Source organism: Paenalicyclobacillus ferrooxydans (assembly GCF_001399675.1).
Lineage (GTDB): Bacteria > Bacillota > Bacilli > Alicyclobacillales > Alicyclobacillaceae > Alicyclobacillus_B > Alicyclobacillus_B ferrooxydans.
The window spans coordinates 12,878-39,774 of sequence record NZ_LJCO01000056.1; the positions used below are offsets into that span (position 1 = coordinate 12,878).

At 46.1% G+C, this 26,897-nt stretch carries 28 protein-coding genes and 1 pseudogene; 10 read left to right on the plus strand and 19 right to left on the minus strand.

The annotated features are described in order from the left end of the window. Positions 1 to 156: 156 nt before the first annotated feature. Positions 157 to 1,407 (plus strand): hypothetical protein, encoded by a 1,251-nt coding sequence (locus AN477_RS13800; protein ID WP_157061970.1) that lies wholly within the window; start codon positions 157 to 159, stop codon positions 1,405 to 1,407. Positions 1,408 to 1,906: 499 nt separating this feature from the next. On the opposite strand, the gene AN477_RS13810 is transcribed toward AN477_RS13800, so the two are convergent. Beyond that, positions 1,907 to 2,131, minus strand: a complete 225-nt coding sequence (locus AN477_RS13810; protein WP_054969754.1) for a hypothetical protein — start codon at positions 2,129 to 2,131, stop codon at positions 1,907 to 1,909. A 1,083-nt stretch (positions 2,132 to 3,214) separates the two neighbouring features. Between AN477_RS13810 and AN477_RS13820 the strand changes: the two genes are divergently transcribed. Both AN477_RS13820 and AN477_RS13825 read left to right on the plus strand, forming a co-directional pair. Further along, positions 3,215 to 3,760: an RNA polymerase sigma factor gene (locus tag AN477_RS13820; protein WP_054969756.1), complete on the plus strand. Its 546-nt coding sequence runs from the start codon at positions 3,215 to 3,217 to the stop codon at positions 3,758 to 3,760. Then, positions 3,741 to 4,556, plus strand: a complete 816-nt coding sequence (locus AN477_RS13825; RefSeq protein ID WP_054969757.1) for a hypothetical protein — start codon at positions 3,741 to 3,743, stop codon at positions 4,554 to 4,556. Before AN477_RS13820 ends, AN477_RS13825 begins: the two co-directional genes overlap by 20 nt. A 95-nt stretch (positions 4,557 to 4,651) precedes the next feature. Here AN477_RS13825 and AN477_RS13830 read toward each other — a convergent pair whose 3' ends face one another. The 4 genes from AN477_RS13830 to AN477_RS13845 all read right to left on the minus strand — a co-directional run bounded on the left by AN477_RS13830 (position 4,652) and on the right by AN477_RS13845 (position 7,235). Then, positions 4,652 to 5,266: a restriction endonuclease gene (locus tag AN477_RS13830; protein ID WP_054969758.1), complete on the minus strand. Its 615-nt coding sequence runs from the start codon at positions 5,264 to 5,266 to the stop codon at positions 4,652 to 4,654. Between the two features lie 141 nt (positions 5,267 to 5,407). After that, a complete protein-coding gene (locus tag AN477_RS13835; protein ID WP_054969759.1) occupies positions 5,408 to 5,725 on the minus strand; it encodes a YolD-like family protein in 318 nt (105 codons plus the stop codon). Beyond that, positions 5,722 to 6,984, minus strand: coding sequence for a DNA polymerase IV (locus tag AN477_RS13840; RefSeq protein WP_054969760.1), 1,263 nt, complete (start codon positions 6,982 to 6,984; stop codon positions 5,722 to 5,724). The genes AN477_RS13835 and AN477_RS13840 overlap by 4 nt, the downstream gene beginning before the upstream one ends. Beyond that, the gene (locus tag AN477_RS13845) at positions 6,981 to 7,235 is read right to left on the minus strand and encodes a YhjD family protein (protein WP_054969761.1); all 255 of its coding nucleotides are present in this window, start codon (positions 7,233 to 7,235) and stop codon (positions 6,981 to 6,983) included. Before AN477_RS13845 ends, AN477_RS13840 begins: the two co-directional genes overlap by 4 nt. A gap of 289 nt (positions 7,236 to 7,524) precedes the next feature. Here AN477_RS13845 and AN477_RS13850 point away from each other — a divergent pair, with 289 nt between their 5' ends. Beyond that, the gene (locus tag AN477_RS13850) at positions 7,525 to 8,424 is read left to right on the plus strand and encodes a DUF4062 domain-containing protein (RefSeq protein WP_054969762.1); all 900 of its coding nucleotides are present in this window, start codon (positions 7,525 to 7,527) and stop codon (positions 8,422 to 8,424) included. Between the two features lie 521 nt (positions 8,425 to 8,945). Here the strand turns inward: AN477_RS13850 and AN477_RS13860 are convergent. The 8 genes from AN477_RS13860 to AN477_RS13895 form a co-directional block, all read right to left on the minus strand. Beyond that, positions 8,946 to 9,278: a hypothetical protein gene (locus tag AN477_RS13860; protein ID WP_054969764.1), complete on the minus strand. Its 333-nt coding sequence runs from the start codon at positions 9,276 to 9,278 to the stop codon at positions 8,946 to 8,948. Continuing rightward, positions 9,268 to 9,537 (minus strand): hypothetical protein, encoded by a 270-nt coding sequence (locus tag AN477_RS13865; RefSeq protein ID WP_054969765.1) that lies wholly within the window; start codon positions 9,535 to 9,537, stop codon positions 9,268 to 9,270. Before AN477_RS13865 ends, AN477_RS13860 begins: the two co-directional genes overlap by 11 nt. Before the next feature lie 112 nt (positions 9,538 to 9,649). Beyond that, complete coding sequence (locus tag AN477_RS13870; RefSeq protein WP_054969766.1) at positions 9,650 to 10,276, minus strand: hypothetical protein; 627 nt, start codon at positions 10,274 to 10,276, stop codon at positions 9,650 to 9,652. A 31-nt stretch (positions 10,277 to 10,307) separates the two neighbouring features. Beyond that, a complete protein-coding gene (locus AN477_RS13875) occupies positions 10,308 to 10,628 on the minus strand; it encodes a hypothetical protein (RefSeq protein WP_054969767.1) in 321 nt (106 codons plus the stop codon). Between the two features lies 1 nt (position 10,629). Continuing rightward, complete coding sequence (locus AN477_RS13880) at positions 10,630 to 10,866, minus strand: hypothetical protein (protein ID WP_054969768.1); 237 nt, start codon at positions 10,864 to 10,866, stop codon at positions 10,630 to 10,632. Positions 10,867 to 11,150: 284 nt separating this feature from the next. Beyond that, positions 11,151 to 11,579 (minus strand): hypothetical protein, encoded by a 429-nt coding sequence (locus AN477_RS13885; RefSeq protein ID WP_054969769.1) that lies wholly within the window; start codon positions 11,577 to 11,579, stop codon positions 11,151 to 11,153. A gap of 401 nt (positions 11,580 to 11,980) precedes the next feature. Beyond that, entirely contained in the window at positions 11,981 to 13,120 is a 1,140-nt protein-coding gene (locus tag AN477_RS13890) for a DUF6575 domain-containing protein (protein ID WP_054969770.1), read from the minus strand. A gap of 12 nt (positions 13,121 to 13,132) precedes the next feature. Then, entirely contained in the window at positions 13,133 to 13,516 is a 384-nt protein-coding gene (locus AN477_RS13895) for a hypothetical protein (protein ID WP_054969771.1), read from the minus strand. Positions 13,517 to 13,707: 191 nt separating this feature from the next. Here AN477_RS13895 and AN477_RS13900 point away from each other — a divergent pair, with 191 nt between their 5' ends. Further along, positions 13,708 to 14,436, plus strand: coding sequence for a M48 family metallopeptidase (locus AN477_RS13900; protein ID WP_054969772.1), 729 nt, complete (start codon positions 13,708 to 13,710; stop codon positions 14,434 to 14,436). 79 nt (positions 14,437 to 14,515) lie between these two features. Here AN477_RS13900 and AN477_RS13905 read toward each other — a convergent pair whose 3' ends face one another. The 5 genes from AN477_RS13905 to AN477_RS13925 all read right to left on the minus strand — a co-directional run bounded on the left by AN477_RS13905 (position 14,516) and on the right by AN477_RS13925 (position 21,606). Then, the gene (locus tag AN477_RS13905) at positions 14,516 to 15,190 is read right to left on the minus strand and encodes a restriction endonuclease (RefSeq protein ID WP_169787899.1); all 675 of its coding nucleotides are present in this window, start codon (positions 15,188 to 15,190) and stop codon (positions 14,516 to 14,518) included. A 481-nt stretch (positions 15,191 to 15,671) separates the two neighbouring features. After that, the gene (locus AN477_RS13910) at positions 15,672 to 15,893 is read right to left on the minus strand and encodes a YdbC family protein (RefSeq protein WP_054969774.1); all 222 of its coding nucleotides are present in this window, start codon (positions 15,891 to 15,893) and stop codon (positions 15,672 to 15,674) included. A 13-nt stretch (positions 15,894 to 15,906) separates the two neighbouring features. Beyond that, entirely contained in the window at positions 15,907 to 18,843 is a 2,937-nt protein-coding gene (locus tag AN477_RS13915; RefSeq protein WP_054969775.1) for a type I restriction endonuclease subunit R, read from the minus strand. Then, complete coding sequence (locus tag AN477_RS13920) at positions 18,840 to 20,132, minus strand: restriction endonuclease subunit S (protein WP_169787900.1); 1,293 nt, start codon at positions 20,130 to 20,132, stop codon at positions 18,840 to 18,842. The genes AN477_RS13915 and AN477_RS13920 overlap by 4 nt, the downstream gene beginning before the upstream one ends. Further along, complete coding sequence (locus AN477_RS13925) at positions 20,125 to 21,606, minus strand: class I SAM-dependent DNA methyltransferase (protein ID WP_054969777.1); 1,482 nt, start codon at positions 21,604 to 21,606, stop codon at positions 20,125 to 20,127. The genes AN477_RS13920 and AN477_RS13925 overlap by 8 nt, the downstream gene beginning before the upstream one ends. Before the next feature lie 213 nt (positions 21,607 to 21,819). Between AN477_RS13925 and AN477_RS13930 the strand changes: the two genes are divergently transcribed. The 5 genes from AN477_RS13930 (at position 21,820) to AN477_RS13950 (ending at position 25,566) form a co-directional block, all read left to right on the plus strand. Continuing rightward, on the plus strand, positions 21,820 to 22,284 hold the full coding sequence (locus tag AN477_RS13930) for a DUF6978 family protein (RefSeq protein ID WP_245631825.1): 465 nt from the start codon (positions 21,820 to 21,822) through the stop codon (positions 22,282 to 22,284). Further along, complete coding sequence (locus AN477_RS13935) at positions 22,268 to 23,035, plus strand: DUF1829 domain-containing protein (protein ID WP_054969778.1); 768 nt, start codon at positions 22,268 to 22,270, stop codon at positions 23,033 to 23,035. The genes AN477_RS13930 and AN477_RS13935 overlap by 17 nt, the downstream gene beginning before the upstream one ends. A gap of 261 nt (positions 23,036 to 23,296) precedes the next feature. Further along, a complete protein-coding gene (locus AN477_RS13940; protein ID WP_054969779.1) occupies positions 23,297 to 23,881 on the plus strand; it encodes a recombinase family protein in 585 nt (194 codons plus the stop codon). A gap of 273 nt (positions 23,882 to 24,154) precedes the next feature. After that, positions 24,155 to 24,679, plus strand: a complete 525-nt coding sequence (locus AN477_RS13945) for a hypothetical protein (RefSeq protein ID WP_054969780.1) — start codon at positions 24,155 to 24,157, stop codon at positions 24,677 to 24,679. Positions 24,680 to 24,903: 224 nt separating this feature from the next. Further along, positions 24,904 to 25,566 (plus strand): hypothetical protein, encoded by a 663-nt coding sequence (locus AN477_RS13950; RefSeq protein ID WP_054969781.1) that lies wholly within the window; start codon positions 24,904 to 24,906, stop codon positions 25,564 to 25,566. A gap of 227 nt (positions 25,567 to 25,793) precedes the next feature. On the opposite strand, the pseudogene AN477_RS13955 reads toward AN477_RS13950, so the two are convergent. After that, positions 25,794 to 26,702 (minus strand): annotated as a pseudogene (locus AN477_RS13955) (ATP-dependent DNA ligase). Positions 26,703 to 26,897 lie beyond the last annotated feature (195 nt).

The window sequence follows — 26,897 nt, forward strand, 5'->3', positions numbered from 1 at the left end:
CACTTCCTGTATTGGACGAAGCTTGTTGCAATTTGGTTACAAGCTTCGACACAGTGAGGTGCTTCTTGACTGATGTCTCAACAAAATTCCTCCTGATTTTGAAACCCAGCAGCTTCCCGCACCGTCATAAGTACATGACGACTGGAGGCAGCACACATGAAACGACCAACTTTCGCATTAACAGCAATCGGAATCGCAATGGTTTTAGCGGGATGTGGTATATCGCAGTCCAATCACAACACTTTCACTACAAAGACTCTTCCAGTGACCTCGGCCACCACACCTACAACCAAGAGTACAGCTAAAAAACCTAGCCTAAAATTGGTTGAGCTAACCAAAAACAACTGGATCAACATCCACATGATTAACACCGACGTCGGTTGGGGAGTAGTCTATTCAACTAAGGGAGCCACCGTGGTTCGCACAACAGACGGTGGAAAGTCATGGTTTAATGTGTCTCCTAATGGGACGAGTGCAGATACGCCTAACGGCGTAGATTTCATCAACGAAGATACAGCGTGGATCACTATCCAACCTGTTTCACAATCCACCAACACATTTCAAACATATTTAATGCTCTACCATACGAACAACGGTGGTCAAACATGGAGTTCTATGAGAGTTTCAGGGAACGACCAACCCCCGATACAGGAAACGGAAATCAGCATTGTAAAGCCATCAACAATATACATTGATATTGTGCCAGAACACGGCATGAACAGTCTGCCGGGACAACTAGCCGTTTCAAATGATGGTGGGACATCATGGAAGACGGTGAATACTCCGAGCAATGTACAGTTAGGTGGCTCCCTGCAATTTGTTACCTCTTCTACGGGTTGGCTGTCTACGAGCAACTCAACGACAGGTGACTATCAACTGTATCAAACGTTTGACGGTGGAAAGTCATGGAATGAACATCAAGTTCCAACTCCATCACAGTACCAAGGAGACAAGGCATCACTGTCATTACCGCAGTTTTCAGCAACAAATCCCAACGTCGGTATTATGGAAGCTTACTTTCAAGGACAGGGCAACGTTGTTGAACATAGGGGAATTTATTCTACCAGTGACGCCGGAAAGTCATGGTCCTTTGTTGGCCCAATGCCCGGTCAAGCGGGATTAGCCTCATTCCCCACCACGAGTATCGGTGTTGCAATACCTCTGTCCACGACGAAGACGTTCCCAACCTTATACGAGACGACGAATGGTGGAAACTCGTGGACACCAGTTTCCCTGCCTCAAACCCCTTTTTCAACTCTTTTGCAGAACTACATTCCGTCGCAACTCGATTTTGTCTCTAAAAGTGTTGGTTGGATTGTTTGGGGGCCACGACGCGGCGGCACAGCAACGGATCAGGTTTGGGAAACCAAAGATGGCGGACATACGTGGACAAAAGATTGGCCGTGAATTTCCAGCAGGGAGTCCACGTACCCGGACTCCCTGCTGGCACTATGCCTGCTCAAAGTTCAAAGGTCTGACCAACAGAATATCAAACTCCTGCGCATAAGCATTGAACCAAGCAGCTGACACAGCACGCACTAGTCATTAGTCTCGACGAGTAGATAAAACACATGGTCAATTGCACCGTCTAGTGCGAAGTAGTGAGCTTTCACGACCATTCCCCTCGTAGCGGCTCTTACTAGCAGGCGCGAATGCTCTGAACTGCATTTCTAACCTGCTCGTTATACATGGCACACTGATCTGCATTCTGTCCGGCGGGAACGTGAAATTACACATCCCATTACTTGGCACCTGTACTCCTTCGACGGCCTTGCTTTCCTTTCCACTTATCCCACTGCTCCAACCGATGTTGTAGCGTAGCCCCGTGCCAATACTCAATACGATCCCCTCCCGTCTATTCAGTTGACCCTCGCACCTATCAGACAAAGAGATGTCAGTCTGGGTTCTACACTACTGCATCAGCCTTATCGGCGTATATCGCTTGTACCACATCTTTTATGAAATCAGTAAGCTGACGAAACATTTGTAAAGTCATCATATCCGCTGTTCGATTTAACACGGTTGCGTTGAGTGTCGTTCCGCGAACGTGTTCGAAATTGTTCAACACGTCGTTTGCGCGATCATGGGTAATGGTGTTCCGAATCTTCCGCTGCTCTTCAATCCAGTTCATGTTGCGAGTAATCACATCTGCTAAGGCTTGCTGCACGGAATTCTTTGGCTTTTTGCATATAGTGTCAATGGTTCCGCCGAAATTAAATTTTTTGCGTGGATCGACACTCGTGGCTTTTAGTGCAGTCCATTGTAAAGACGGATTACCACATTTTGAGTCATTTTGACTCTACGTTCGCTTTGAGTCGAGTTAAAAGATGTCACAAACGAGGTCGTTTTAGAGGATTCGAGGTCACAAAAGAGGTGATTTTGAGCTTCCGAACGGGCTTTTATGGTCACAAATGCAGGTTTATTGGTCACAAAGAAATGGAAATTAGAATTGATGGTTTATTGCAGTTCAACCATTCCTCAGCATTTTTGCTGGAAAAAACCAACGAAAAACCGACCTTTGTGACATGACCGCCGGAGGGGTGTGTCTTTACATGTAGAGATCAATGACTATATAGGGCACGTGAGAGAGAAAGAAACAAAAATCTCGCACGTGATCATATACACATATCGCAACTAGGTGTCACAAACCGTATATATATTAATATAAATTACCATAAATATTATATATATATCCTATTGCAACAAGCTTTTTAGCAATTTCCATTTCCATTTTTCTGTGACCAAGACTGCTTCATTTGTGACAGGGAATCGTGTTTCTATGACCTAGAATGTGCTTTTTGTGACCAAAATTCGCTCAAAAACGGGTGTCTTGTGACCGAGAACGATGTCATGAGAGTGCGAAAATTAGCGAACTGGAAATTCGCAGTTCGATTTGCGCAATGAAGACGAAACTCACATCGTATGTGCGACGAACACTCCTAATCTCGATGCAAGCCCTTGTATTGCAGAAGTCGTTTTGACTTCCGCAATGTATCCGCTTTCTTTCGCGTTGGAAATGCCCTGCTGGCTATTTATAATATTTCGTTGAAAAAAACGATTCTGAGCAAAATTAGAGGCAAATACGGCGATGTAATAAGCTTTTATAGATATATATTCCAAACCATCCATTATGCGGGGCCAAAATGACCCTACCGCCCTGTGTAACAATTGGCATCTTCCACTCGTCATACGGGGCGAAAGGCAGGGGAAGTGAATGTCCGTGGCAACGGATAGGCATGAGAGAACCAGATTGCTATTTGAACGGCACGCAGATGAGTTGTACCGATATATCCGATGTCTAGCTCCAACGGACATTGACCCAAAAGATGTAGTGCAGGAAACATTTATCCGTGCCTACAAGTCTCTTGACCAACTCAGGAGTGATGGACTGGCTAGAGCGTGGTTGTACCGAATAGCGCGGAACTACTTGTACGATCTGATGCGAAAGCGTCAAATCGAGATACACAATATGCAGTTTCTACCTCGGGGAGGCCCATCAGGACTAGAAAGTTCCTTAGAGGTGTTGGATGCACTGAAATCACTGCCACTGAATTATCAACAAGTATTGTATCTGCATTCTCTTAAAGGGTTCAGCGTACAAGAGGTTGCTGAAAGTCTTGGCAAAAGTGCAGTTGCCATTAGAGTTAGCCTCCATCGTGCTAAAAAAGCGTTAGCTGCAAAGTTAGATTTTGTCGAAGCGAACGACAGTTTCACGTCAACGCGAAAGGGGGTTCATAAGGATGAGGCGGAACGTGGATGAAATTTTGAGGCAGTCCATCGAAGATGAAGACACTTTGCCCTATGAACTGAAAGCGGAGATGTGGAACAACATCGAAAGAAAGGTCGTGACAACACGTATGTCCACAAAATATAGGTCATCGCACCGCTTCTCTGGCGTGTTAGCTGGCATTGGTACAGTGGCAGTTCTTGCTTGCGCGGTGTTCTTCGGAGGTCACTATTTTCTCACTCATCGTACCATGACGACAACGACTGCAAGTCATGGAGGAACTCCATCAGCAGCCGTAGCAAATAACACGACCAGCAACAGTGCTTCACCAAGTGCATCAAACGCTACATCGAACGTCCCGAACACTTCAAACAACATTTCGCCAACCACACCATCTGGTGTCGCTATCCATTCGTATGCCAGTGTGAGTCAAGCAACGGCTGCTATCGACGCGATTCAGCAAGGCTTTGGTCAGTTCTATCCATCTGGCCCGAATGTCAACTTAGGCAACGGAATTAGTGCGCAACAAGCCGGGGCTACAGGTACGTTAAGTTTGAAGTGGACGGAAGGACACTGGACAATTCTGACCAATTTATCATCTCAAACGGCGATACAAACCGCGCAACAAATGGTTTCGTATTTACACACCCATATGCTGCCCGCACCGCAGGGAAAAGGGGTAATCACTGTTACCCAATCGTACAATTCGTCTTCTCCGACTATCCACACAAACACCACCGTTGCATGGCAAGTCGGAACTAAGGTTTATGAGATACAGCAGATAGGAAATCCAATCAATGCTTTGCAGGCGGCTGTAAACCACGGTTGAGGATCATGCGTAAAACAAAACCACCACAGGATGTTCCAGTGGTGGTTTGTTCTTTCGTGGTAGAGCCTTATCTTGAAATAACACATCTCCCAGTTTCACTTGGAACCTGCACGCCTTCGACGGCCTTGCTTTCCTTGCCACTTCTCCCATTTCTCCAGCCTGTATTGAAGAGCAGCCCCGTGCCAATACTCAATACGTCTGTCCTGAGCTTCTTTTCTAGCTTGAGGGGAAATATCCGAAGATGTGACCAACATCCCATACAAACAAGTAGGCTTGGTGTTCAAACGTGCCGAATGCAACTCACGAATGACGTTAGGGCCGACATGACGACGATCAGCCCAATGCTTTGCCTGAACAGCAGTACGCTCTTTTGTTCGCTTGTCCGTTATAACCAAGTCAACACCACCGTCATTACCACCGATTCCCGGCTCCTCAACATCATATCCATGGTCACGGAAATACAATGCCAACAAACGTTCGAATTCAGCCCACGTGAGCTTGTCAATCGAGCTACGAAGAATTTCCGCATCTGGACGTTTTGTGGATGATGTTCGGTTGTTCGCTTGTCCCTTTCGATTATTCGACTTTCGGGAACTCGAGGATTTTCGTTTGTTTTTGGACTTCGTAGGAGCAATCGTTTTGGTGATAATTGCAAGGACTATTACGGCTCCAAGCTCCCAATACAAGCTATGAGGCACAGTAAGATTCATAGATGCGACAACTCCCAACAAAATTCGATTGGAAAGTGTTTCTACAACTTTCTAGGTGAATCCTCTTCGAACTTCAAGAAAAGGAAGTTCAGCATCAAATGTGGGAGTCGAGTATCTAACTTGCATCCCTTCCCCCGCGAACTAAACCATTTCTGCTTTTATCAACCTATCCACATCCACCGACTGAATGCCACCATCGGTTACAATTCTCAGCCGCCCATCGTAAACCGGAACACCTTCCAAAACCATGTCACCATAATCCCCGAACAGAGTCACACGGACTTTGGCACGGTTTTCAACCGCCTCCGACAGAACGTATTGAATCTGTTCCATCTCATCTTCGGTCAGCGCAGTCGGCTTACTCGCACTGCGTTGTCGATTCCAGTCTGACATGACCCCACGATGCTCCGGCAAAACCAACCGCATCGCCTCAAAAATGTTCCCCTCATTGATGTTCATGCGTAGTGACCTCCGATCTTGCTGCTTCGATCGCGCAACTGCCCCGCCTTCGTCAAACTCACGGCTCTCATCAACGAGGTTTCTCCGAACCTCTCGTGAATGCGATCCACGGCCCGGTACAACTCATCTCGCTTTGGGACATCATCGAACAGGGATAATTGCGTTGCATCACTAGAAAACTGCAACATATCTACTCCAACGCTAACCGCACGAACACCTGTATATCCGTCCCAGTGCTTATCGAGCAAACTCAATAACTCCGGGTAAAGTTGTTCTGGGCAGTCAGCATGTGTTGTTAGCGTCTTGGCCTTCCAGAACCCACCCGTTAGTCGTTCGTATGTCAAGCCTAACCCAATACGCCTGCCGCTCTGCTGTGCGCGTCTAAGGCGATAGCAGACCTCATCAAGCAGTTCGAGGATGACTACTGCTACTTCACTACGTTCGTAAAAGTCACGTGGCAGTGTTGTACGGTGGGAAAAGCCCTTGTGGGCAACAGAATAGCTGTTCGGATTGATCTCGCTAATGTCTTCACCGTGACTCCAACGACTTATGACCTCGCCCCACACTCCAAAACGCGCTTTCAGCCGTCCGACAGGAATTCGAGCTACATCGCCGATGGTCTGTGCCTTGAACTCGGTTCTGAGCGTTTCAGCACGCTTCTTCAAGCCCCACATATCCTCGACAGGCAACGGATGTAGCAGGCTTGGTACATCTTCTTCACGCCACCATACGATGCCACCCGGCGTTTTCTTCGCCTTGGCGTTACTCATCTTCGCTATCCACTTGTTCGGTCCCATGCCTATCCGACTTCGGATGCGAAACTGGTCCCAGATTTTCTGTTGCAACTTCCGGGCTGCAGCCATCGGATCGGGAAACAGCTCAGAAGGATGCGGAAATGCGAAAAAACCCTCATCAACGCTAAACTGCTCCTGCAAAGGAAACACTTGCTTCATCACTTCTTGGATTCGCACACTCACTTGAAGATAGAATTCCATGTGCGGCCTGACCACGATGAGCCGGGGGTTCAATTGCAGGGCTTCTCCGAGACGCATAGCATTGGAAACTCCAAACTTTTTAGCGGTCGGTGTGGCAGCCAGAATGATTCCGCTGCGTCGCGCAGGGTCGCCAGACACAACGAGGGCCGGATCGGTCGAATCGTCAAACTCTTTGCGCCGTGCGGCGTACTCTTCCCTCGACGCAACCTCACACGATGCGTAGAACGATTGCATGTCGCAAAGACCGTATATCAGCTTCGTCATGTGATCATTCCTGTGCGCTTCGCGCGGTTGCGACTTTCTGCGTCCAGCATTTTTTTCATGAAAATTGCTTCGTCATGTTGATTGCCGCAACTGTACTGAACCCAGATGTCGTGCTCATTGTCCTGTCGATCTATGATTTTCAGGCCTTCGCTTCGCATTTGCTCCCTGACCTGTGCAAGTTCATGGCTCATCGAATCCTTTAACGCTTCCACTATCAAGAGACGACGAATTAGAGCGGTTGGTCGATCCAATATCTTGACCCCCATAAAGCGAACGTATGTTCTCTTTTGATATTATATGCGGGTGGCGTAATAACGCAAACATTATGTTCGCAAAAATTTGTTCAAGCGTGAGGAAGCGTCTAGGAACCAGCGTATTCTCCGATGGGGCTGTACAAAGAATTTTCGGCACGAAAGACCAGAGATTCAGACGGCTGAAAGTAGTAAAATATCATCCGCAAAACGTTTCGAGGTTCTAGTATCCATAGAGATGATATTCTGACTTTATATCAAATTCATTTCCTTGCGCAGAGGTGACAAAATGGGCGGAATTTTCATTAGTTCAAAGTTCATTGGAATGGAAAAAGAACGACAAATTATCAAAGACATCATTTATGAAAAAGGTTCCGAATTCAACGTGTATGTAGAGGCAATGGATGACCCAAAAGTTCAAATAACGCCGGGGACCCCAAGAGAAGCGTGTACGTCAGGTGTAGCACGTAGTGTAGGATTCATACTGTTACTCGGAAAGGAATACGGTGCCAAGAATCAAAACGGTAAATCTGCAACTCATGATGAATTTGACACGGCGAAGGTTTTAGGACTTCCCATGAAAGTATTCGCGTACCCTGAAAACGGCATGGACGACGATCAAAAGTCTTTCCTGTCTCAACTCAAACATTGGGATGGACAGAACGCAGAATGGATATTTACGTTCACTGACCCAGATAGTCTTGAACAAATAGCTCGGATACAGTTGCTGAATATGTTCAAAGCCCTTCGATTGGAAAGAAATGAGGAATCGACGGAGCGTTTTAGAGTCCGAGACACACAGCTTTACCGCAGACTAATTCCCGAACTTAAGGAGCTTGCTATAACGCTTACGAACCATCGAGGCGGAACGCTCGATAATGATGATTTAACTAAGATAAACAACTTCTTCTCAAAGACCTTTCCGATTGACGTTGATTTGTTAGACCCACATGCCCATGTTCTCTTTAACAGATTGCGAGATGACATTTATTCTACGCTTGTAAACTGTCACATTCGAGATATGTACCGCGTGGATTCTCCCTCACCTACCACTGGCAAAAGGCCATATGCTGAGGAGCATACTTACTACGTACTGGAGGCTGACAAATCTCGTGACAGAAGCCTTAATCGAATTCACGGCTTTATTTCATATATGAACCGATATGTTGATTGGCATGATTACGAATAAGTGGCAACCGTCGTAGGTTGAGTGTGGAACAGTGTTATCCGTGTGAAAGAAGAACGTTCGAGCCACAGCATATTCAGCAAGGAGTCCGGCAAAAAACTGGGCTCCTTGTTTCCCCATGCGGCTTGCAGCACCTTTTTGCCTGCGACCGTCTTTCCGGCCGCCAGCTTTATCAACTGACGGCTGAACCTCCAGTTTCAGGTGTTGCTCCCGTGTGGGTGCCACTGTTCCTACCGCCTTGAACTAGTCTTCTTCTTTCGGAAACTCGTTCAGATCATAAAGTCCTGCCTCTTCGGAAAGGCGGCACAATTCCTTCAATGCTTCCCGTCATCGATCATCTCTTTCTTCTTGCATTCAAGCAAGTCAGACAAATGTATCTGGTGATCGGAGCCAACCATGTCATACGGTATCTCGCCTTCTTAGACTCGTTTGACAACGTATGTGATACTTGTGGAATGTCGGCGGCTTGTTGGATGGTTGAATTCCTCACGACGCAATGTTCGGTCCTCCTCCAGCTATCACAGTCATGACATCGTCCACTCGAACTCATTTAAGGCTTCGGCTATCATGTCATCACAATACTCGCGTTCAATTTTCTCAATTTCATCTTCGTTGTACTCTTCCTCGTAGTAATGGTCATAGTACGGGAAGACGGCGATTCGGATAGACGTACCCTCTGTTTCATCAACTGTACGATCATTACCAGTGCTAACATAGTGTCCCACATGACCATCGTCATCAAGAATGACCACAACGGACGAACCATCAATTGGTGCACCGTACCAAACCTTTTTGCACACTGCAATGATGCGCTCTCTTTTCTCTTTGATCAGAGCCATCCACTCTTCATTCGTCATTTTGTAATGCTGCCTCCTTGGTAAGATACGTGCTTCGATACGCAGCATCCGACGCAAATTTCATGCAAAAGTTCCTTACATGCCGCTGGTTGAACTCTTTAAAATAACGTCGAACCTGATACCCCCTATCATCACGGACTGGTTCACCTGTACGGTCGTACACCCACACCACATGTTGAGTTTCTGGCCCTGCTCCTGAATCAAATTCCATATTAAAGCGGTAGTCACCAAAATCGTAGTGATTTACTGTTCCTCGCACGTCTCCCATCTCCAGTTTTTGTATATTTCTAACCTCGCTCGGCAGTTCTAATGTCGCCCGTATTCACACTCATCCAGTATCCGGCATTTGTCAAACTTGGATTATGCCAATCCTAGTTCAATTTTTGATTGCATTTTGGTTCAAAAAGCTGATGCTCTGCTAGTTCGCGCAGCTTATCCTCATCGTCTCTCAAAAAATCAAAGTTGCACCATAAAGTGTTGCCTAAAAGTCTGTACGAGGTGATGACAGCTTCTATGTCGAATAGTTCGCCAATACGCCCATGTTGGCATACACCCAACTCCGCATAGCCTTCACACCAAGGATAGGCATTGATTGAACGCGGCAATCCTAACTCGATGGCGCGCCGTGCATATCGCTCTATCTCTTCACGTGGGCCGCTGAAAAAGCCCATCGGTTTTAATCCGGCTGCTACATCGTTGAACAGGCTCTCATGCGTGTTTACATTGCTACCATCCTCGGCAACTGTATTCGATCCGCCAACATGCCAGAGGTTTTCCCAACGGTGCATCGGTGATTGAAAAGGAACACGGACGGTCGGGAACCGATAACGGCTGCACACATCGCCATTCGACAAAGCCAGCATGTGCTTTACTGTTTTGTACTCACGAACAAACCAACCGCTCAAACCGTCTCCGTTCTCGTCGCGATACTTGCCCGGAGGTGCTCCATATCTTGTAACGGGCCATGCGTTGACAGGTTTGAGTTCTACTGCGTTCATGTCGAGACTCCTTTTTTGTGGGTCGGTGAGTTTACGCAATCTCAAAGATGTAAGGACTTGGCAAATCATCTTGATTCGCGTAAATCCACACGGTAGACGTTTTCGACTGCGGATCAGCGGGGCGATGTGCCAGTGCTAGCCCCTTGTGGACGATTCTTAATTCGACTCCACCTTTCGCACCCAAGATGCCTGCACGATAATTGGCTGTTACCTGTTCCAATCGATACCCCGCCGCATTTCCCAATCTACACACCTTCGCAATTTGCACGAAGTGATTTTCAATCGCTTGAACCAACCTGTCACCGTGAATCGAAAAGTCCGAACAATTATTTCCCTTTACTGTCCAATTCATTTCAGTTTCCACCCTTCTCTTGATTTACTGACATGGACAGAGTCCAAGGTACAAATTCAACATCAATGCCACCATTACTTAGAATGTGTAGCAATGTTGCCAATTCCTCCAGTGTCATGAGGTTTGCATCGAACGCTTCTCCCTCATATGTAAACCACTCTCCTATCTCCATTAGCTGGATGATTTCACGCAAAGTCTCTTTTCCTTGAAGATTTCCAACCTCAATCTTGTTTTTCATATCTATCTACCTCCGCTGATTTTTCTTCTCCGTGTTCACAGCTTACGGAGTGTGCGAACCTTATCGCACTGACCAAACTCTTAGAAGTCGGTGCCACTCGACCAACCTCCCAGTTCGCGTATGAGCTAAGACCAACTCCAATACTAGTAGCCATCGCCTGTTGTGATACGCCCTCGAACCGAGCGCAGTTCGCGCATAACTGCGCTCGGTTCGAGGGTAAAAAGCAATGACATTGCGTATTGGTTAAAGCGGTTCTCGTCCATTTTCTGCCCCCTCAATCCAAGTTAGGTCAACTGTCTTTCTTTGGCGATTCTAATAACTTCGGGCCAAAGTAGTTTCATCGTGTTATATTCATCCCGATTGTCTATCCACCACTTTGCCTCAGTCCTTGATTGGCATAGTTCCAGAAAGATTTGCGTAACACCATCCTTCTGCTCTTCTGTGTTATTTGCGCTACTTACTTTATTTCTGACATAGCTGATAACATCAACACGAATCTTTGCTGCCCACTGCACCTGCTTATCTGTGCCGGTAAGTGGCGGCAATCCTTCTGACTTAAGTGCCACTTCAGCAGTTTGCTTTACCCTATAGCACTCTGGGCACAAGCCATTTTCCCGATACCACCGAAGTTTGCGATCCCGGTCTTTTTCCCGACCAAACAAAACAACCTCTGCTTCGTGCCCGCAGCTAAATGTTGGACAGTATTTAGCCATCATTTTCACCTCAAAGTTTGCGATTTTTTGACCATGCCATCCGTGCGCGGATGAACCTTGGTTAAGCGTTCTGAAGTATAGACCAATCGTCGAAAAAAACGTCGAATGATTTTGGGGAGAAAAACGGTGATTATTCTAAAATGAAAACATGGGGGATTAATTCGTCGGAAGTGGTGGTAAGGGGGCGTCATTGCAGTATAACGACCATGCTTAAAACAAGGAAGGATTGGATTGAGCCGTCAGCGTGTAAGCCGACGACCCAATTACCCCGGATTCGATTAACAAGCCGCATCCCCTCGTGGGTGCCACTTTTGCATCATCCGTACCGTGGTCGCACACGCTACGGCTTTTCTGTTCCTAGGATACTACGAGCAGTAAGTGGTTCAGTGTGCCCTTCCCACTTACACCTCCACAACACTTACCAATTCGTAGTGAACTTTTTCCTGACCTGTAGTCGGGTTCACATCCCACCAACGTTCAATTGTGGCTTTAACATAAGGTCCTTCTTTCTCAAACGTTACGGATAGTTCCGCCGACATTCGCCCGTTGTATTTCACACCATCTTCTCCTATGAGGGTGAACTTTCGTCTGCGGGGATTCTCTATATCGATGGCAACCAGCTGTCCCACTACATTTATTTGTTCCTTTTGAGTTCTTGTGCGTCCTGTTAAAGCGACAATCGTTGAATTCACCCTTTGGACGCTAATCTGCGTTTTGCGAATGGTTTTTCCCGGAGAGGCCCAATTTACATCCATACTTGTGCCTCCCGCTCTAAGAACCTTAAGAAAAGCTACGTAGTGTGCCGCCGACCTCGCATCTATATCGCTAAGAACCTGAGATAGTTTTCCATGGTCGTCACCAGCGTCAATGAGTCGCATGAATTGTACGATAGCTTGAGTCACGGACGGCTCATTACTAAAAAGATCAGGTGGGTGGATAGAAGCTAACTGCACCCGAAATGATCCTGCGGGCGTAGCGAGGACAGCCATGTGACTCTCGCGGACAGATTCCCCCAAACTATATAGTGAACTTAACAAGGATTGTCCCCGCGTCAATAGCAAGCCCAAACTTCCCATGTCAATTTCTGACTGGTAGCCCGTGTGTAATCGCCAATCTATAATTTCCCTTTTTCTATCTAGGGACTCTTTACATAAGGTGGCTTCATATTCAGACATCGACTCGCGTGTGAGATTCAAGTACGCATCCTCAGATGGTAAATCATCTTCGGACAAATCATGCCCTGAAATCATACTGTTGTGGGAAACGTCTCCTCCAAACGCAAACGAGAACTCCCAGAGCCACCCGTCCTCGGGCTCCACAAACACCTGTCTCAATGCAATTCTTCCCGCTCTGACTGCATCAAGGCGAGTTTGGCTTATTGGAACGTATAACCATCGTTCCGAGTCCTCGTCATCTCCTACCCATAATGCTAAATAAGTCTGAGAACTCTGGCTGACACACACAAACAAACGTGGCCCATCATATGAGGCTAACACATCTGTTATTAGGAGTTTCCCAATTGGAGTAGATACAACAGCCATGGTCTAAACCACCTATTCAGCATTGAAAAATGACGATGGATCGAAGTTCTCCTTTATCCACCAATTTACATGACTTTCATCATTATTTGTTGGAGCTTCTTTAATTAATCCAGAACAAATTGAAATACGTCCTTTAGCGATGAATGGATAACGTTTCCTCAAACCCGGAATCTGTTTTCGTTTTTCCACCAGATCATTAATATCAGTATTCACAGATGTACCAAAATCATCACACGTAGGTGTAACGAATCCAGCTCTGAGAGGAAAGAAATCTTTGCGCTTCGGCGGATCATTTGCCACGGCCCTAAATACAACAAGTCCATCGGATAAATGCGCATCCGGTGGTGGACAGTCTGGTGGGAAGTTAGACGGGAACTTAAACGATGGAGCATTCATTAGGTATCTCCTTTAAAGTAGTCACACGGTAATAAATTGGTAAATTTTATTTCTATGTAAAACTATAATATCCTTCTTGAGTGTTTAAACGATACGCGAACTAGTAAAACTTCGTCGGGCCCAAAAGATTCCCTATGAATTAGGTACTTGATACAATGGGAATGCACTTCACCGAAAAGGGGCTACCAGAGATGCCGACGTTCCAATACGGCACAACATCCATTGATTATCATCTCAGCCACAGTCCATCCAAAAAAGACGTTACTATCGCCGTTGAGTGGCATACTGGCGTATCCGTTGTTGCACCAGAAAACATCACTCATGAGCGAATAGACACAGTGCTACGGGGCAAAGCACCGTGGATTTTGCGACGACTTGCTGAGTTCGAAGAAATCAAACCACAATTGACGCACCGCGAGTTCATCAGCGGTGAAAAGTTCCCTTACCTAGGGAGACAGTATCGATTAAAAGTCCTAACGGTCGACGATGCCTCAGAAACCAAGCTTACGTTCCAAAACGGTCGGTTCACGGCCACTGTCCCGAAATCCTCTCTTCCGTCATGGCGTGAAGAACATCTTCGACAGGCATTCCGTGTCTGGTACATTGAACACGGGACTGCCAAGGTGCAACAAAGAATGAAGCTGTTTGCACCACGTCTTGGATTAGAACCGTCTAAGGTCGTTGTCAAGGACCAACAGGCACGTTGGGGCAGCTGCACAAAAAATGGCACCATCAATATTAACTGGCGGATACTAATGGCACCGATGCGGATTGTGGATTATGTTGTTGTTCACGAACTCGGACACATGATCCACGCTGACCATTCGTCTGACTTCTGGACAGTCGTTTCCTCGGTTATGCCCGATTATGATGAACGCAAAGAGTGGTTGCGGGTTCATGGTCCGACACTGCAACTGTGATGGTGGCTATACCACACATACCGTGTTTTTATTTGTGCAAGGCACTTTTGTCGCCAACGCTCGACTCACTAGCAACTGATTACACTACATTTGCCTTTAGATATTCGAGACACTCATCTTTAGCCTTTTGTAGACGTGTAAAAGCCTCATTTCCACCACCTGCATCCGGGTGTGCCACGGTAGAGAGTTTCCGATACCTACGCAAAACTTCTTCTTCAGTAACATGAGCATGGTCAAAAAACAGAATCCGAAAGCATTCTGGAATCGATTCAGAACCATTTCTTTGAAACCATTCGCTTTTTGTTTGGTTTTCCTGACTATGAAAACTCTCTTCCGCTATCGCATCTAGTACCTGCTTAATAAGTTCATCACGCTCCCAAACATCCACACCGTTTTCCCTCGCCAATTTGAGTGCACCTTTGGTGAGGTAACTATTCGTAATCACCATTGCCAAATCTGCGTGATAATGTCGTTTGCCTCTCAAAACTTCGTCAACTGCTTCCTTACCAACTGGGCCACTGTATCGTTTACACTGAATTACTACTTTCCTCTTGTCTGGTGTTGTTAAAACCAAATCAGCTCCGAAGTCACCTGAGCCGGGGGTTCTGAGCACAGTCCAGCCCATCGTCTCAAAGTGAATTTCCATACGCCGCTCAAATGTCCATCCGTCCATGACATCAATTTCATCCAAATCGGCTTGCTTCATCTGTTCCCGATATGCCTGATCATTCTCTACACGTGCGTTGTTCTCCATAGCAAGACCTCGTTTTCTCCACCACCACAAGAGAGCGAATCCAAACACGGCTGTGGTTGGGAGCAGTGCAACAAAGTACAAAAATTGTGCAAAGCCATGTGCTGTTTCCGTGTTACTGATTAAGCTTAATTCGAAAATGCCAAGCAGGGTTATAAGCGGGTGCTCCAACACAAACAAGAGTGTCCTCGACATAGCTGTTGGAGTTTGAAGATGGAGACGTACCTTCATTTTCTTCGACCATGCCGTAAACATAATCAAACCGATGGTGAATAAGAAGATTAGCCCAAACACGGTATCACCCTCATGCGCCCGCATATTCCCATGGATAGGATAAGCCCAAACGGGAATCTACTTTTGACCGTACTTGCAAAATCTTTCTGTCGATTGCCGACATAAGCGTATAATCTATAAATGTAATATTTCATAGCCGATCGCAACAGTGTGACGGTAGAATACAAGTTACGGTTCGTGTTATTTTCCATTAAAAGCTTATACCATTAAGGAGTTCTCTAAGCTTAATCAACTCGTCCCTACTTAACGTGATTCCCTTGCCCATCTTTTCGTGTTCTGGTGCCCACTCCCGAATGTCGTACTTGTCTTCTTTGTCGTTCCAAGACATAAAGTTCAACTCTTTCTTCCATCCCTTGGTTGATTCATACAAAATGCCTACTGTCTCTTTGATTTCAAATTTAATGTCTGCCATTATGAAACCTCCGTTATGCCTTAAAATGTACCTTCGCCAGATTCATGATTTGTTGTGTGACCGCCTCTAGCTTGTCCGATGGACACTTGGCCGCACGTAGCTGTCGTTTGATACGGCTTCTCATCTCACGCTGAACGTCCTCTTTGGTCGTCCAATCACGGACTTTTTGTAATGTCGACACGTCCTCAACAACGATTTGTGTCAAGTCGGTCAATTGTTCATCATCATGACTGCCCGACGGCAACTCGGTTCGCAACAGATCATAGAACGGACGCTGTTCACGAACCATTCCAGACGTGGATTGGGTGGTGTTGTAGCCTTGTATATCTTCACGAATCAACTCTTGAAGATGCAGAACCAGTTGAACCGTCTCTAAACGATGTTCCTTCCAGTCCGCAATCAATTTCTCCAGCTTTTCTTTCAAAGACATGTAATGCACAGGGTTCTCGTCGAGCTTAACACGAATCTCATGGCGAATAGCGTGCTCCATTTCAGACGCCTTCGCTTCGTCTGACAACATACCGTCAACGTACTCATTGAATCGACTAGACAGAATATCAATGGGATCATGCAACACTTCAATGGCGTTGGCACGTACGTGTTCCTCAATGAGCTGCTTGACCTTTGCCCCACAATCGGAGATGTCCATTTCCTCATCACGATAACGCTGCCTTGCTGCAAGACGAATCTTCCCCAAAAACTTCAGATCGTCACGATACGGATTCGCCAACGGACTCGGCATGACCAAGTCCATGCTTTGTGCGAACCGTTTGAAAGCCAGATCGAACTCCGTCCGAACGTCCTCTGGTTCCAGTACCCTGATACACGCCTCAAGATTGTCCGAATTCACATGATCAAAGAATCGCATAGCAGCACGATGGCGACTCTGAAGACGGGGCAATTCAGATTCAACCGGCATCATGACACCACGAACGTCCTTCTCGTGGAACACGTCCAATGCCTGTTTCAAGAACGCTGAGACGCCGTAATAGTCAACAATCAGCCCATACGTCTTTCCGTCATAGTTACGGTTGACACGAGCAATTGCCTGAAGCAGATTGTGCTCACGAAGCGACTTATCAAGATACATGACCTGTTCGATTGGGGCATCAAAGCCTGTCAGTAGCATGTCGCAGACGATGATAAACTTTAACTTATCGTCAGGATTCTTGAAACGTTCAATGTATTGCTTCTGCAGATGTTCTGCCAAATGAAATTGCTTCATTTCATCCGAATCATTGTTGTTCCCAGAGATAATGACAACGGATTCGGGGGCGTTCAACTTGTCCAACGTCTGCTTATACAAAATAGCTGTTTCACGGTTCACCGCCACAATTTGAGCCTTGAAGCCGTTTGGTGCAATGTGTAGTTCGTAATGGTCGATGAGGTCGAGGCAGATGGCTTCAATACGTTTAGGAGCGGCTGTAATGGCCTCTGTCGTCGCGTATTTTTGTTTGATGCGCTCTCGGTCGTCCTTATCGTAATTTGCGAACATGCGGTCAAATAGGGCGTCCAGAGAACGCCCTTCAATCTGAAGGTCCGGCATGCGACTTTCGTAGAGAATTGGAACGGTGGCTCCGTCATCAACCGCCTGTTGAATCGTATAAGTGTCTATGTATGTTCCAAACGTCCGCGTCGTACTTTTATCTTTCTTATCAATGGGCGTACCCGTGAATCCCAGATAACAGGCATTAGGCAACGCTGTACGCATGTTCGTTGCCAATCCCTTGTACTGCGTACGGTGGCTTTCATCAACCATCACAAAGATGTTGGCACCCGTACTTAGTACCTTGTCCTCTTCTGCTTCTGCCTCTTGGAATTTCTGGACGGTGGTCATGATGGTCTGACCTGAACCAAGACGCAGGAGATTACGTAGGTCAGCCACACTGTTCGCCTGAACAGGGTTTGGGAAACCACATCGTTTGAACGTCGCGGCAATCTGCGAATCCAAGTCCTTACGGTCTGTAACGACCACAATCGTCGGATTCCCCAACTTAGACTCTCGGCGCAATTTCACTGCTAAATACAACATCGTCAATGACTTACCCGATCCTTGGGTATGCCAGACAACGCCACCACGGTCGTCCCGTGATTCGGCGTTTATGACACGGTCAATAGCTTTGTTGACTGCACGAAACTGTTGGTAACGTGCCAGCTTCTTAATGATTCGCCCACCTTCTGGTTCGTAGACGATGAAATTCCGGATCAACTCAAGTAGGTTACGCTTGGTCAACATTCCCGCTACCAGAACGTCTTGCGGGTTCACTTCGCCTGTACCTAACTCTGACACCGTGAATGGATACGGGTCTTTCCATTCTCCATAGTGACGCAGCTTTGCTCCCACCGTTGCGTACTTAGCTTGTTGTCCACAGGTACATACGAGGATTTCGTTATAATAAAACAAACGGTCGGCATCAGATTGATACCTTCCCATCTGCTTGACAGCTTGAGCGATTGGATTCGTGATGAACGGGCTTTTGCACTCGATAACGACCAGTGGCAACCCATTCACGAACAGAACGACGTCGGGAATAATGTTCTCAGTTACTCCACTAACCCTGAACTGGTTGATCACAAGAAATTCGTTGTTGTCCATGTTGTCAAAGTCAATGAGACGAACAGTCTGGTTCTTCTTCCCTTTACCCAAGTCCTGTTCAACGGAGATATAGTGAACAATGTCGTCGTGGATGGCTTCGTTTGCCTCCATCAGACTTGCAGCTTCAATGTGGGTTATGTCACGAACGACCTTCCGTAGGTTGTTCTCGTCAATCCAAGGATTGATACGTTTAATGGCGTCACTCAGACGCTGTTCAAGAACAACGTCCCTCAACGTCTGGCGTTCACCTTCAAGATAGGAACCGTGGATGTATGTGTACCCTAACCGTTTTAGCTGTTCGATGATGCGGTTCTCAACCAGTTCCTTCTCGTTCCAATCCTGTGTGGTCGTCATACGGACACCTCGGACGGCTCATCGACATTGACACGGGCTTTGCCAGTAAGGAGAAGTTGCATTAGTCCCGATTTCAAAAGCGTCAATTTTCCAAGGTAATCATGATTGCTTTTGATAGACCGTTCAACCGAAGTCAACACCTTGGCAATTTCCTTTTGTTCTTCAAGTGGCGGCAACGGTACCTTTCGTTTGAACCAATCATCAAGTTTGAACAGCATCTTTTCAATGTGTACCCCTATACTTGAGACAAGAAAATACTTCATCATCATTGGCGTTCTACAAAACCATCGAAAGTAGTTCATGTCGAAATTAGAACTCACTGACAACGTATGGTACTCGTTTGAGACGATTGCACCGTCAAGGTCTTTCGGTACAACCTCGCAAGCACCGTGAACAATTTGTCGCTTTGAGATTAAAAAATCACCTTCTCTGATGTAAAACTGGTTCTTAACAAGGATATTTTTACCTAACAGCCTTTCGCGAGGAACGACACCGCCGTGACGTCGTTTAACAGTAACTAACTGGTATTCTTCCTCTTCATCCATCTTCATAGGTCGTGCTACCAAGTTCATCACATTTGATAGTGGAACCACGTCCCACTCCGTCGGAATCTCGCCAATCTCCGTCTGCTTGAACTTCGTGTGACCGATTCCCTTCGTCAACAACTGCTGCATCAAGCCACGTTTGACAACTTCGGTCTGGTCAATGATGCGTTGCGTGGCGTTAATGGCATCATCTACCGACGTGAGAATGGCGGCTATCTTATCCTGTTCAACTTTGGGAGGTATAGGAACTTGTAATTCTTGAACTTGTTTTAAGCTAATCTGCGGATAGGCAAGTCCAGTTTTTACGAAATAGAAGTGATTTCTTACTTTTTCAGAATTAATGTAGTAGAGAAGAAATAATGGGTTAAGTACATCGTTTTTGACTACTCTTACCCGAGCAATGTGTTGATTGATATTTCCTTCAGGATAACCTTGAGGGTAAACGCATGCCCTCCCTATGTTCCCCGTGATCGAAACTAGTAAATCCCCGCCCTTAATAACAGACCTGTTCATTGCCTGATGGGCATTGTTAGAGATAAAATTCGCACCCTCAAAGGTTAGTCCACTCTCTTTTACACACTCACTGCGTAAAAACCTAATACCAGAATCAGTCCAATCAAAACCATAAGTTGTTGGAGTGGCACCTTTGGTAATGTGGTCACAGAAATTTTTCAGCGTTTCGACCTTCCATTCAATCGGAAGCTCACCAATTTCTGTCTTCTTAATTTGACGTGGTTCACTCACCATAGCCCAACTCCTTCAGGTAACCGTTCATCACGAGTTCAACCTGACGACGTTCTTCCTCAAGGCGTCTCAACCCGGCAATAGCGTCCTCAACGTCAATCTGTTCCTCTTCGTCAGTTGCGTCGATGTATCTAGCAATATTCAAGTTGTAGTCGTTCTGGCGAATTTCATCCAAGTTAACGGCTCGACAATATTTATCCTCGTTCTGCCAAGCATCATAAGCTGTCACTATTTTCTGAATGTCCTCGTCACGTAAGAAATTCTGGTTCTTGCCCTCTTGGTAGTCGTTTGCCCCGTTCAGGAAAAAGACCTTGCCACGCTTGTTAGCGTGCTTGTGGCGGTTGAACACGAGAATGCACGCTGGAATACCCGTTCCATAGAACAGGTTCGACGGCAGGCCAACGACCGCTTCTAACAAGTCTTCTTCCATAATCCCTTGACGAATCGTTCCCTCTGCACCACCACGGAACAGAACGCCGTGTGGCATAACAACGCCAGCTTTACCATCGTGATTCAACGTGGCAATCATGTGCTGGACGAACGCCAAGTCACCTTTGTCCTTGGGTGGCAGACCGAAACGAAAACGTCCATATCCGTCCGACTCCACGTCCTCGCGTCCCCATCCCTTCAAGCTGAACGGTGGATTCGCAATGACTCTGTCGTAAAGCATCAGTTCGCCGTCCTGAACCAACTTCGGGTCACGAATGGTGTCGCCCTTTTCGATGCGGTGGTCACTCAGACCGTGCAACAGCAGGTTCATTTTGCAGATGGCCCACGTGTTCAAATTCTTTTCTTGACCGTGCAACGTCACATTACGTGGATTACCGCCCGTAGCTTTGATGTAATCGACGGACTGAATCAACATTCCACCTGATCCTGCCGTTGGGTCACAGATACGCATACCTTCTTGGGGCTTAATGAGCTTGACAATCAGTTCAACGACCTTCGATGGCGTGTAAAATTCTCCGCCCTTTTTGCCTGCGTCGTCGGCAAATTGTTTAATCAGATACTCGTACGCACGCCCCAACATGTCTGGTTCGGACAGATTGGCGTTCGACAGATCAATGGCACTGAAATGTTGGATTAAGCGTGAAACGGTGGAGTCAGGTAGACGTTCCTTGTCGTTGAAGTCGATTGTTGCCAAAACACCTTGAAGTGTGGCGTTCTCTTCTTCCAACAACTCAAAGGCGTGATTAATCGCCGCTCCGATGTCTTGAGTGATGGACTGAATATGTGACCATCGAGCACGTTCCGGGACGAAGAATTGGTGTTCGTCGTGATCATACCAACCGTAATCGCCACCTTCCTCACGCTGGATTTTTTCTGCTTTCTCAACGAATACATCATTGAGACGCTTCAAAAACAGCATACCGAAGATGTAGTTTTTATAGTCTGACGAGTCGATACTGCCTCGTAGTATGTTTGCAGATTCCCAGAGATGGGATTCGAGTTGTTGTAGGGTTAGTTTGCTCAAGTACGTGGCCTCCGAATGGTTAATTCTACTGGATATATTGTACAACACACAGGAAAATTCATGTATGGTAGGTATAGGAGATAGAATCAGCAAAACTACCTGAGACAAATTCCATCGTTTTACAGCGAATCATTGTTTTGAGTTTGAATCGTGAGTGTTCATCGAGGATTAATACCGACAAGTGTTAGTTCACAAGATGGAAGGTGAGGTAGCATGCTGCTTTCTCAAAATGACGCAGATGAGTTGCTTTCAATGATAAAGAAAATCCGAGAAACCAGTCCTATAAACTTCCCAAAACTTGGAAAGTCAGTTCAAATGGAAGCCACTTCAGCTAACGAAACGGTAAAGTTTGTTTTCGACGTTAATCGCAAGGGTACACTGAAAGTGACAAAAGTGACATATCAAACTCGCTATCAAAAATCAGTAATACTTCTTCGCCTCGACATAGACGGACCTGAACATTTGAATCCTGATGGCACAATTATTCCATGTCCACATATTCATGTATATCGCGAAGGTTTCGACGACAGTTGGGCGTTTCCATTAGACAAAGAAATCAAAACAGATGCGTCGGATTTACTTCAAGTGTTGAGTGACTTTTTGGACTACAATAAAGTAGTTGACAGACCGCCAATATTGTACACGGGAGGAGGACTTTTTGATGACCACGAAGGATGACTTACAGCGGGTTTATTTTGAGTGGTTGAAAGAGAGAACTAAATTCGTCGACCTTAAGAATGCCGTTGAGATCACGACGCCCCTAATCGACCGTCATAACGACTTCCTTCAAATCTATGCCATCAAAAACGGGAACTCCCTTCGATTGACGGACAATGGGTACATCTTGAGCGATCTAGAGATGTCGGGAATCGATGTTAAATCATCACCACGAAGAAGAGAAATGCTCACAGTCATTCTAAATAGACATGGCGTGTCTCTTACAGTCGATGATGAATTATGTATAGATGCAACTTTTGAGACGTTTCCGCAACATAAGCATATGCTTCTTCAGGCAATGTTGGCTATCAACGATATGTTTATGACGTCGCGTTCAAATGTTGTTGGCCTTTTCTTAGAGGACGTTGAAAACTACTTTGTAGAAAAAGAAGTAATCTACGTACAAAATGTAAATTTTACCGGAAAAAGTGGGCTTAGTCATAGTTACGACTTTGTACTTCCCAAGACCAAATCTAAGCCTGAGCGAGTGGTTCAAACTTTCAACAATCCTTCCCGACAGAACGCGGAAGTTTTACTGTTCTCTTGGAACGACACTCGTTCCACCAGAAAGTCAGACTCAGTGCTTTATGCGATCCTGAACGACGCGGATCGAAAGGTTAATGCTGATGTGATTTCGGCCTTAAAGCAATATGAAGTTGAGACTATTTTATGGTCACAACGTGACAAGCATCTTCACAACTTGACTGCGTAAAGACGTATTACCACTTACAGTATGTGCGCCACGTTGCACATGCTGTTTTTTTGCATACACCCGAATAATTCGATCTTCTATAGTCGTCATACTTTAAAGAAGATCATTACCGATAGAGTAAAGTCATCCGGTAATGATTGTCAGAAATTATCAAACGCAGTAATGACAACGGATTTTCGATGTCTGTTTTGTTACTGTTTATATGTTACCGAAAATAATAGTACAATGAGTACGAAAAACATACGGAACGAGGTTTTGCGAATGGCCAAGTTGGCTTACATAAGAGTTTCGTCCGAAGGTCAAAACACGGCACGTCAAAGGAAAGCATTGAAGGGTGCTGGTTGTACAGCCTTTTACGAAGAGAAGATTTCTGGTGCAACAATGGAACGTCCTGAACTGAAACGACTATTGAATGAACTGCAAGAGGGCGATGTTGTGTACGTACACGAAATCAGTCGTCTATCACGGTCAACAAAAGACCTATTAGAAATCATTGAACAAATCAAGTCTAAGGGTGCGGGTCTGAGGTCGATTACGGAAACATGGCTAGACACCTCGAGTGCAAATCCGATGCACGAATTTCTGTTGACCATATTTTCTGGACTCGTGCAGTTTGAGAGGTCAATGATTAAGCAGCGTCAGCGGGAAGGGATTGAAATTGCCAAGAAGGATGGAAGGTTCAGAGGTCGTAAACCTGAACTTGTTAGCGGTGGCAAAGCAGAACGCCGTCTTCAGGAAATCATCAAAGCGTACAAAGAGGGCAAGTCGGTACGACACATCCGAGAGGTTTACAAGGTAGGCACAGGCACGCTGTACAAGATACTGGAACGCGAGGGGTTGCGTTGAGGACGGACGAGGGGCGTTTTCACATCCAGTAAATCGCGACCCACCTTCTCAAATTGTCTTCACTCAGCAACCCAGAGTTCTAACTGTCCGACGTTCCCGACTAGTGTTGCATTGCGTACCCCCACAAGCAGAAAAGTCAGTTGCATGTTTATACAGCGCGCATTTGATAAACTTGTTGGAGTAACTGGCGGGAAAATACAATACGCCCTCCTTTTTGGGAGTGAAACGGAATGTCGAGCTGTTCCGTCTTCTTTATCGAAAGAAGGGATCATTATGCACGTTAAGAAAATCGGGACGGCAGTAATCGCCCTGACCACCATAGGGATTCTTGTGAGCTGTGGAACCGTAAAACAGGAAGTTAAACAGTCTGTAAGTAATAGTACCGAGAACACTTCGAGTCCGACACAGACATTCCACATGGTAGTCCGCAAATTGACGTCAGCAGAAAAGAACTCTATGCACCAACTACAATCCTCAAACGCTGTTTGGCAAGACGGTAATTGGGTAAATCCGAAGAATGCCAATCTGAACGGACCCCGATATGTCATGACTGCGATGTTACAACCAACGAACAACATCAATAGCCCGCACACTGTTCCTGCCATCATTATCTATCGAGAAAACGCTGCCGCCTATGGAAGTGGGCAACCTGAACAGAGCGTTTACAAGTGCCCCAAGAACATTGGAAACTTCAATATCACAGGTATGAGCAAAAGCGGAACAGTCCTATACTGGCAGAGCGACAAAGGACAATCAGGCAAGTTCAGTCTAAAAACACATACGTGGTCGTTTCAATAGTCGAGAATCCCCTCAAGTTGTTGAACAAACGAGGGCATATTTTCTGTAAGAAATTCACACAACACTTGCACAAACATTCGTTCGAATACCGTTATGCTTGTTGTACTCTCGGGAAGTACACAAGAGTTATTACTGTAATAATGGGTAATAATCCGGAATTTGGAGTGTCGCTTAGCGGGATGTGAGTCCGTCTTATTCGTGAACAACAAGGAGGGAACTTGTAAATGAAGCGAAATAAGAAATGGTTGACAGCAGGACTGGCACTAAGCATTGTTGGAGTTCTTGCTGGATGTGCAACCCCAGGTAATACAACCAGTTCAAAGGTAAAGAATTTGGGAACCACAAGTACACTGCAGCTCACTTCGAACTCGACCAATAATGTATCACAACAAACGAACAGCAGTACAAACACCACAAATAGCTCTCAAAACCAGAATTCAGGGCAACAAGGCGGAACCGAATCCGTCAAATACTCTAAAACACAAACGTCATTGATTCAAAAAGCGGCTCAGTTAAACGGGGTAACGATGCCTTATGTTCCTACAATTAGTTTAAAAGGTGACATTTTTCAAAATGCAGGCGGAACAAATACTTCACCCAATTCAATACCAAAAGATGGAACATTCAGCGTCGTCTTTAAGAACATGGTCTTCAATGAAAGTAACACTCCCATTATCGGTGGTGGCGTGGTCATAAAAAAACAGAATACAATCCTCAAAAGCGGTATCTCAGCACAATGGATTGAAGTCCAAGGAAAAATTGGCTCTCCAAGTTGGGTGTTGAGTTTTAAGGATGGTAACACATACATCAATATGGGAACAAAAGGGACGAAAGATCAAACACTCAACATCGCAAATAGTCTTGTGCCTTTGCACGCGCTTCGTTAGTGTAAAAGCATGGTGGACAGCGAAATCCACTCCTAAACTGTCTGATGACCACGGGATTAGTTTGACTGTTCTTCTGGGACAAACGAGGGCAAATGCGACACAAGAGCGCATCACTCATTATGAATAAACATGAATACCAATGTATGAAATATCAAAAACTTCATCGTTCACATTCGACTACAGAACCAACAGTCGAAAACCTTTAATCGGGTAAAGAGTACCAATGTTCAACTTACCCATCGGCACTCTTTTGGGTCTTTGTTAAATTGGAACTCTTTAAACGAAACCGTACGCAGCTGATGCCTTTCCGTCCGCTCAAGATACTGCACGCGGCAGCATAACCTCGGCTCGATCCACTGCACGCCTTTCCTCTGATCCGTATGGATGTCATTCGCAACCATCAGGAAAGCCTTCTTCTCGTCTGGTGACATCCCGTACTCTACTACGGCCACAGATTTGTTGACCGTCGTCGGGAAATGCAAACCGACGACTAGCCCAAACTGAGGCTCTGTACGATAGCCAAGAATGACCGTGTCAATCTGTTTCCAGTTCTTCACCTTTATCCAGTCGCCCGACCGCACGCCCGGCTGATAAAGCGAATCAGCACGCTTCGCAACGATGCCTTCCCAGTTACGACGCACCGTCTCTGCCTTCAACGCGATGCCGTTGCCCGCAAAGTATGGCGTGGTGATTAGTTGGTCTGATGGCTTCACGATAGACTTCAACACGTCCTTGCGCTCCATCAAGGTCGCGTTCGTTAGCAAGTCACCATCATATAGGACATCAAACGCGACAAACGTTGCAGGATGCGTGGATAAGGCACGTTGTATCTTTTGAGGCTACGTCAACCTCCCACGATGGGCGAAGTCATCGAACACAGAACGCCCGTCTCTGATACACACGCCTTCACAGTCTAGAATAGCTGACTCAGCTTGTATAGCATCATGAACTGCTTCGAGTTCCGGGAACTTGCGAGTCACGCAGTTCCCCTGCCTCGTGTATGCCGCAATCCTGTCACCTTGCTTGTGGATCAGGATTCGCCATCCGTCCCATTTCGGCTCAAATATATAGTTTTCGTCGTCGAAGGCTTTGTTGGCCATGGTCAAAAGCATTGGTTGGATCGATGTGAATATCATGTTATGTCACCTTGAACAATCATGACAAACCAAGCGGGAACAGACTAGAGGGGCTTTCTGGTAGTTCAAGGTTAGTATGAGAGTAACAACGAGGCCATGGATGCGGAATCCTGCACAGACCGTAAGTTTCTGGAACTTACGGGAAAGATGCTGGTTTCAGCATGATTTATCGAGAATCAACTACCCACCGTTACC

Bases quoted from the DNA above. Each gene is read 5' to 3' on its own strand.
- AN477_RS13800 (WP_157061970.1), top strand. From the start codon at position 157: ATGAAACGACCAACTTTCGCATTAACAGCAATCGGAATCGCAATGGTT.
- AN477_RS13810 (WP_054969754.1), bottom strand. From the start codon at position 2,131: ATGAACTGGATTGAAGAGCAGCGGAAGATTCGGAACACCATTACCCAT.
- AN477_RS13820 (WP_054969756.1), top strand. From the start codon at position 3,215: ATGTCCGTGGCAACGGATAGGCATGAGAGAACCAGATTGCTATTTGAA.
- AN477_RS13825 (WP_054969757.1), top strand. From the start codon at position 3,741: ATGAGGCGGAACGTGGATGAAATTTTGAGGCAGTCCATCGAAGATGAA.
- AN477_RS13830 (WP_054969758.1), bottom strand. From the start codon at position 5,266: ATGAATCTTACTGTGCCTCATAGCTTGTATTGGGAGCTTGGAGCCGTA.
- AN477_RS13835 (WP_054969759.1), bottom strand. From the start codon at position 5,725: ATGAACATCAATGAGGGGAACATTTTTGAGGCGATGCGGTTGGTTTTG.
- AN477_RS13840 (WP_054969760.1), bottom strand. From the start codon at position 6,984: ATGACGAAGCTGATATACGGTCTTTGCGACATGCAATCGTTCTACGCA.
- AN477_RS13850 (WP_054969762.1), top strand. From the start codon at position 7,525: ATGGGCGGAATTTTCATTAGTTCAAAGTTCATTGGAATGGAAAAAGAA.
- AN477_RS13860 (WP_054969764.1), bottom strand. From the start codon at position 9,278: ATGACGAATGAAGAGTGGATGGCTCTGATCAAAGAGAAAAGAGAGCGC.
- AN477_RS13870 (WP_054969766.1), bottom strand. From the start codon at position 10,276: ATGAACGCAGTAGAACTCAAACCTGTCAACGCATGGCCCGTTACAAGA.
- AN477_RS13875 (WP_054969767.1), bottom strand. From the start codon at position 10,628: ATGAATTGGACAGTAAAGGGAAATAATTGTTCGGACTTTTCGATTCAC.
- AN477_RS13880 (WP_054969768.1), bottom strand. From the start codon at position 10,866: ATGAAAAACAAGATTGAGGTTGGAAATCTTCAAGGAAAAGAGACTTTG.
- AN477_RS13885 (WP_054969769.1), bottom strand. From the start codon at position 11,579: ATGGCTAAATACTGTCCAACATTTAGCTGCGGGCACGAAGCAGAGGTT.
- AN477_RS13890 (WP_054969770.1), bottom strand. From the start codon at position 13,120: ATGGCTGTTGTATCTACTCCAATTGGGAAACTCCTAATAACAGATGTG.
- AN477_RS13895 (WP_054969771.1), bottom strand. From the start codon at position 13,516: ATGAATGCTCCATCGTTTAAGTTCCCGTCTAACTTCCCACCAGACTGT.
- AN477_RS13900 (WP_054969772.1), top strand. From the start codon at position 13,708: ATGCCGACGTTCCAATACGGCACAACATCCATTGATTATCATCTCAGC.
- AN477_RS13905 (WP_169787899.1), bottom strand. From the start codon at position 15,190: ATGGAGAACAACGCACGTGTAGAGAATGATCAGGCATATCGGGAACAG.
- AN477_RS13910 (WP_054969774.1), bottom strand. From the start codon at position 15,893: ATGGCAGACATTAAATTTGAAATCAAAGAGACAGTAGGCATTTTGTAT.
- AN477_RS13915 (WP_054969775.1), bottom strand. From the start codon at position 18,843: ATGACGACCACACAGGATTGGAACGAGAAGGAACTGGTTGAGAACCGC.
- AN477_RS13930 (WP_245631825.1), top strand. From the start codon at position 21,820: ATGCTGCTTTCTCAAAATGACGCAGATGAGTTGCTTTCAATGATAAAG.
- AN477_RS13935 (WP_054969778.1), top strand. From the start codon at position 22,268: ATGACCACGAAGGATGACTTACAGCGGGTTTATTTTGAGTGGTTGAAA.
- AN477_RS13940 (WP_054969779.1), top strand. From the start codon at position 23,297: ATGGCCAAGTTGGCTTACATAAGAGTTTCGTCCGAAGGTCAAAACACG.
- AN477_RS13945 (WP_054969780.1), top strand. From the start codon at position 24,155: ATGCACGTTAAGAAAATCGGGACGGCAGTAATCGCCCTGACCACCATA.
- AN477_RS13950 (WP_054969781.1), top strand. From the start codon at position 24,904: ATGAAGCGAAATAAGAAATGGTTGACAGCAGGACTGGCACTAAGCATT.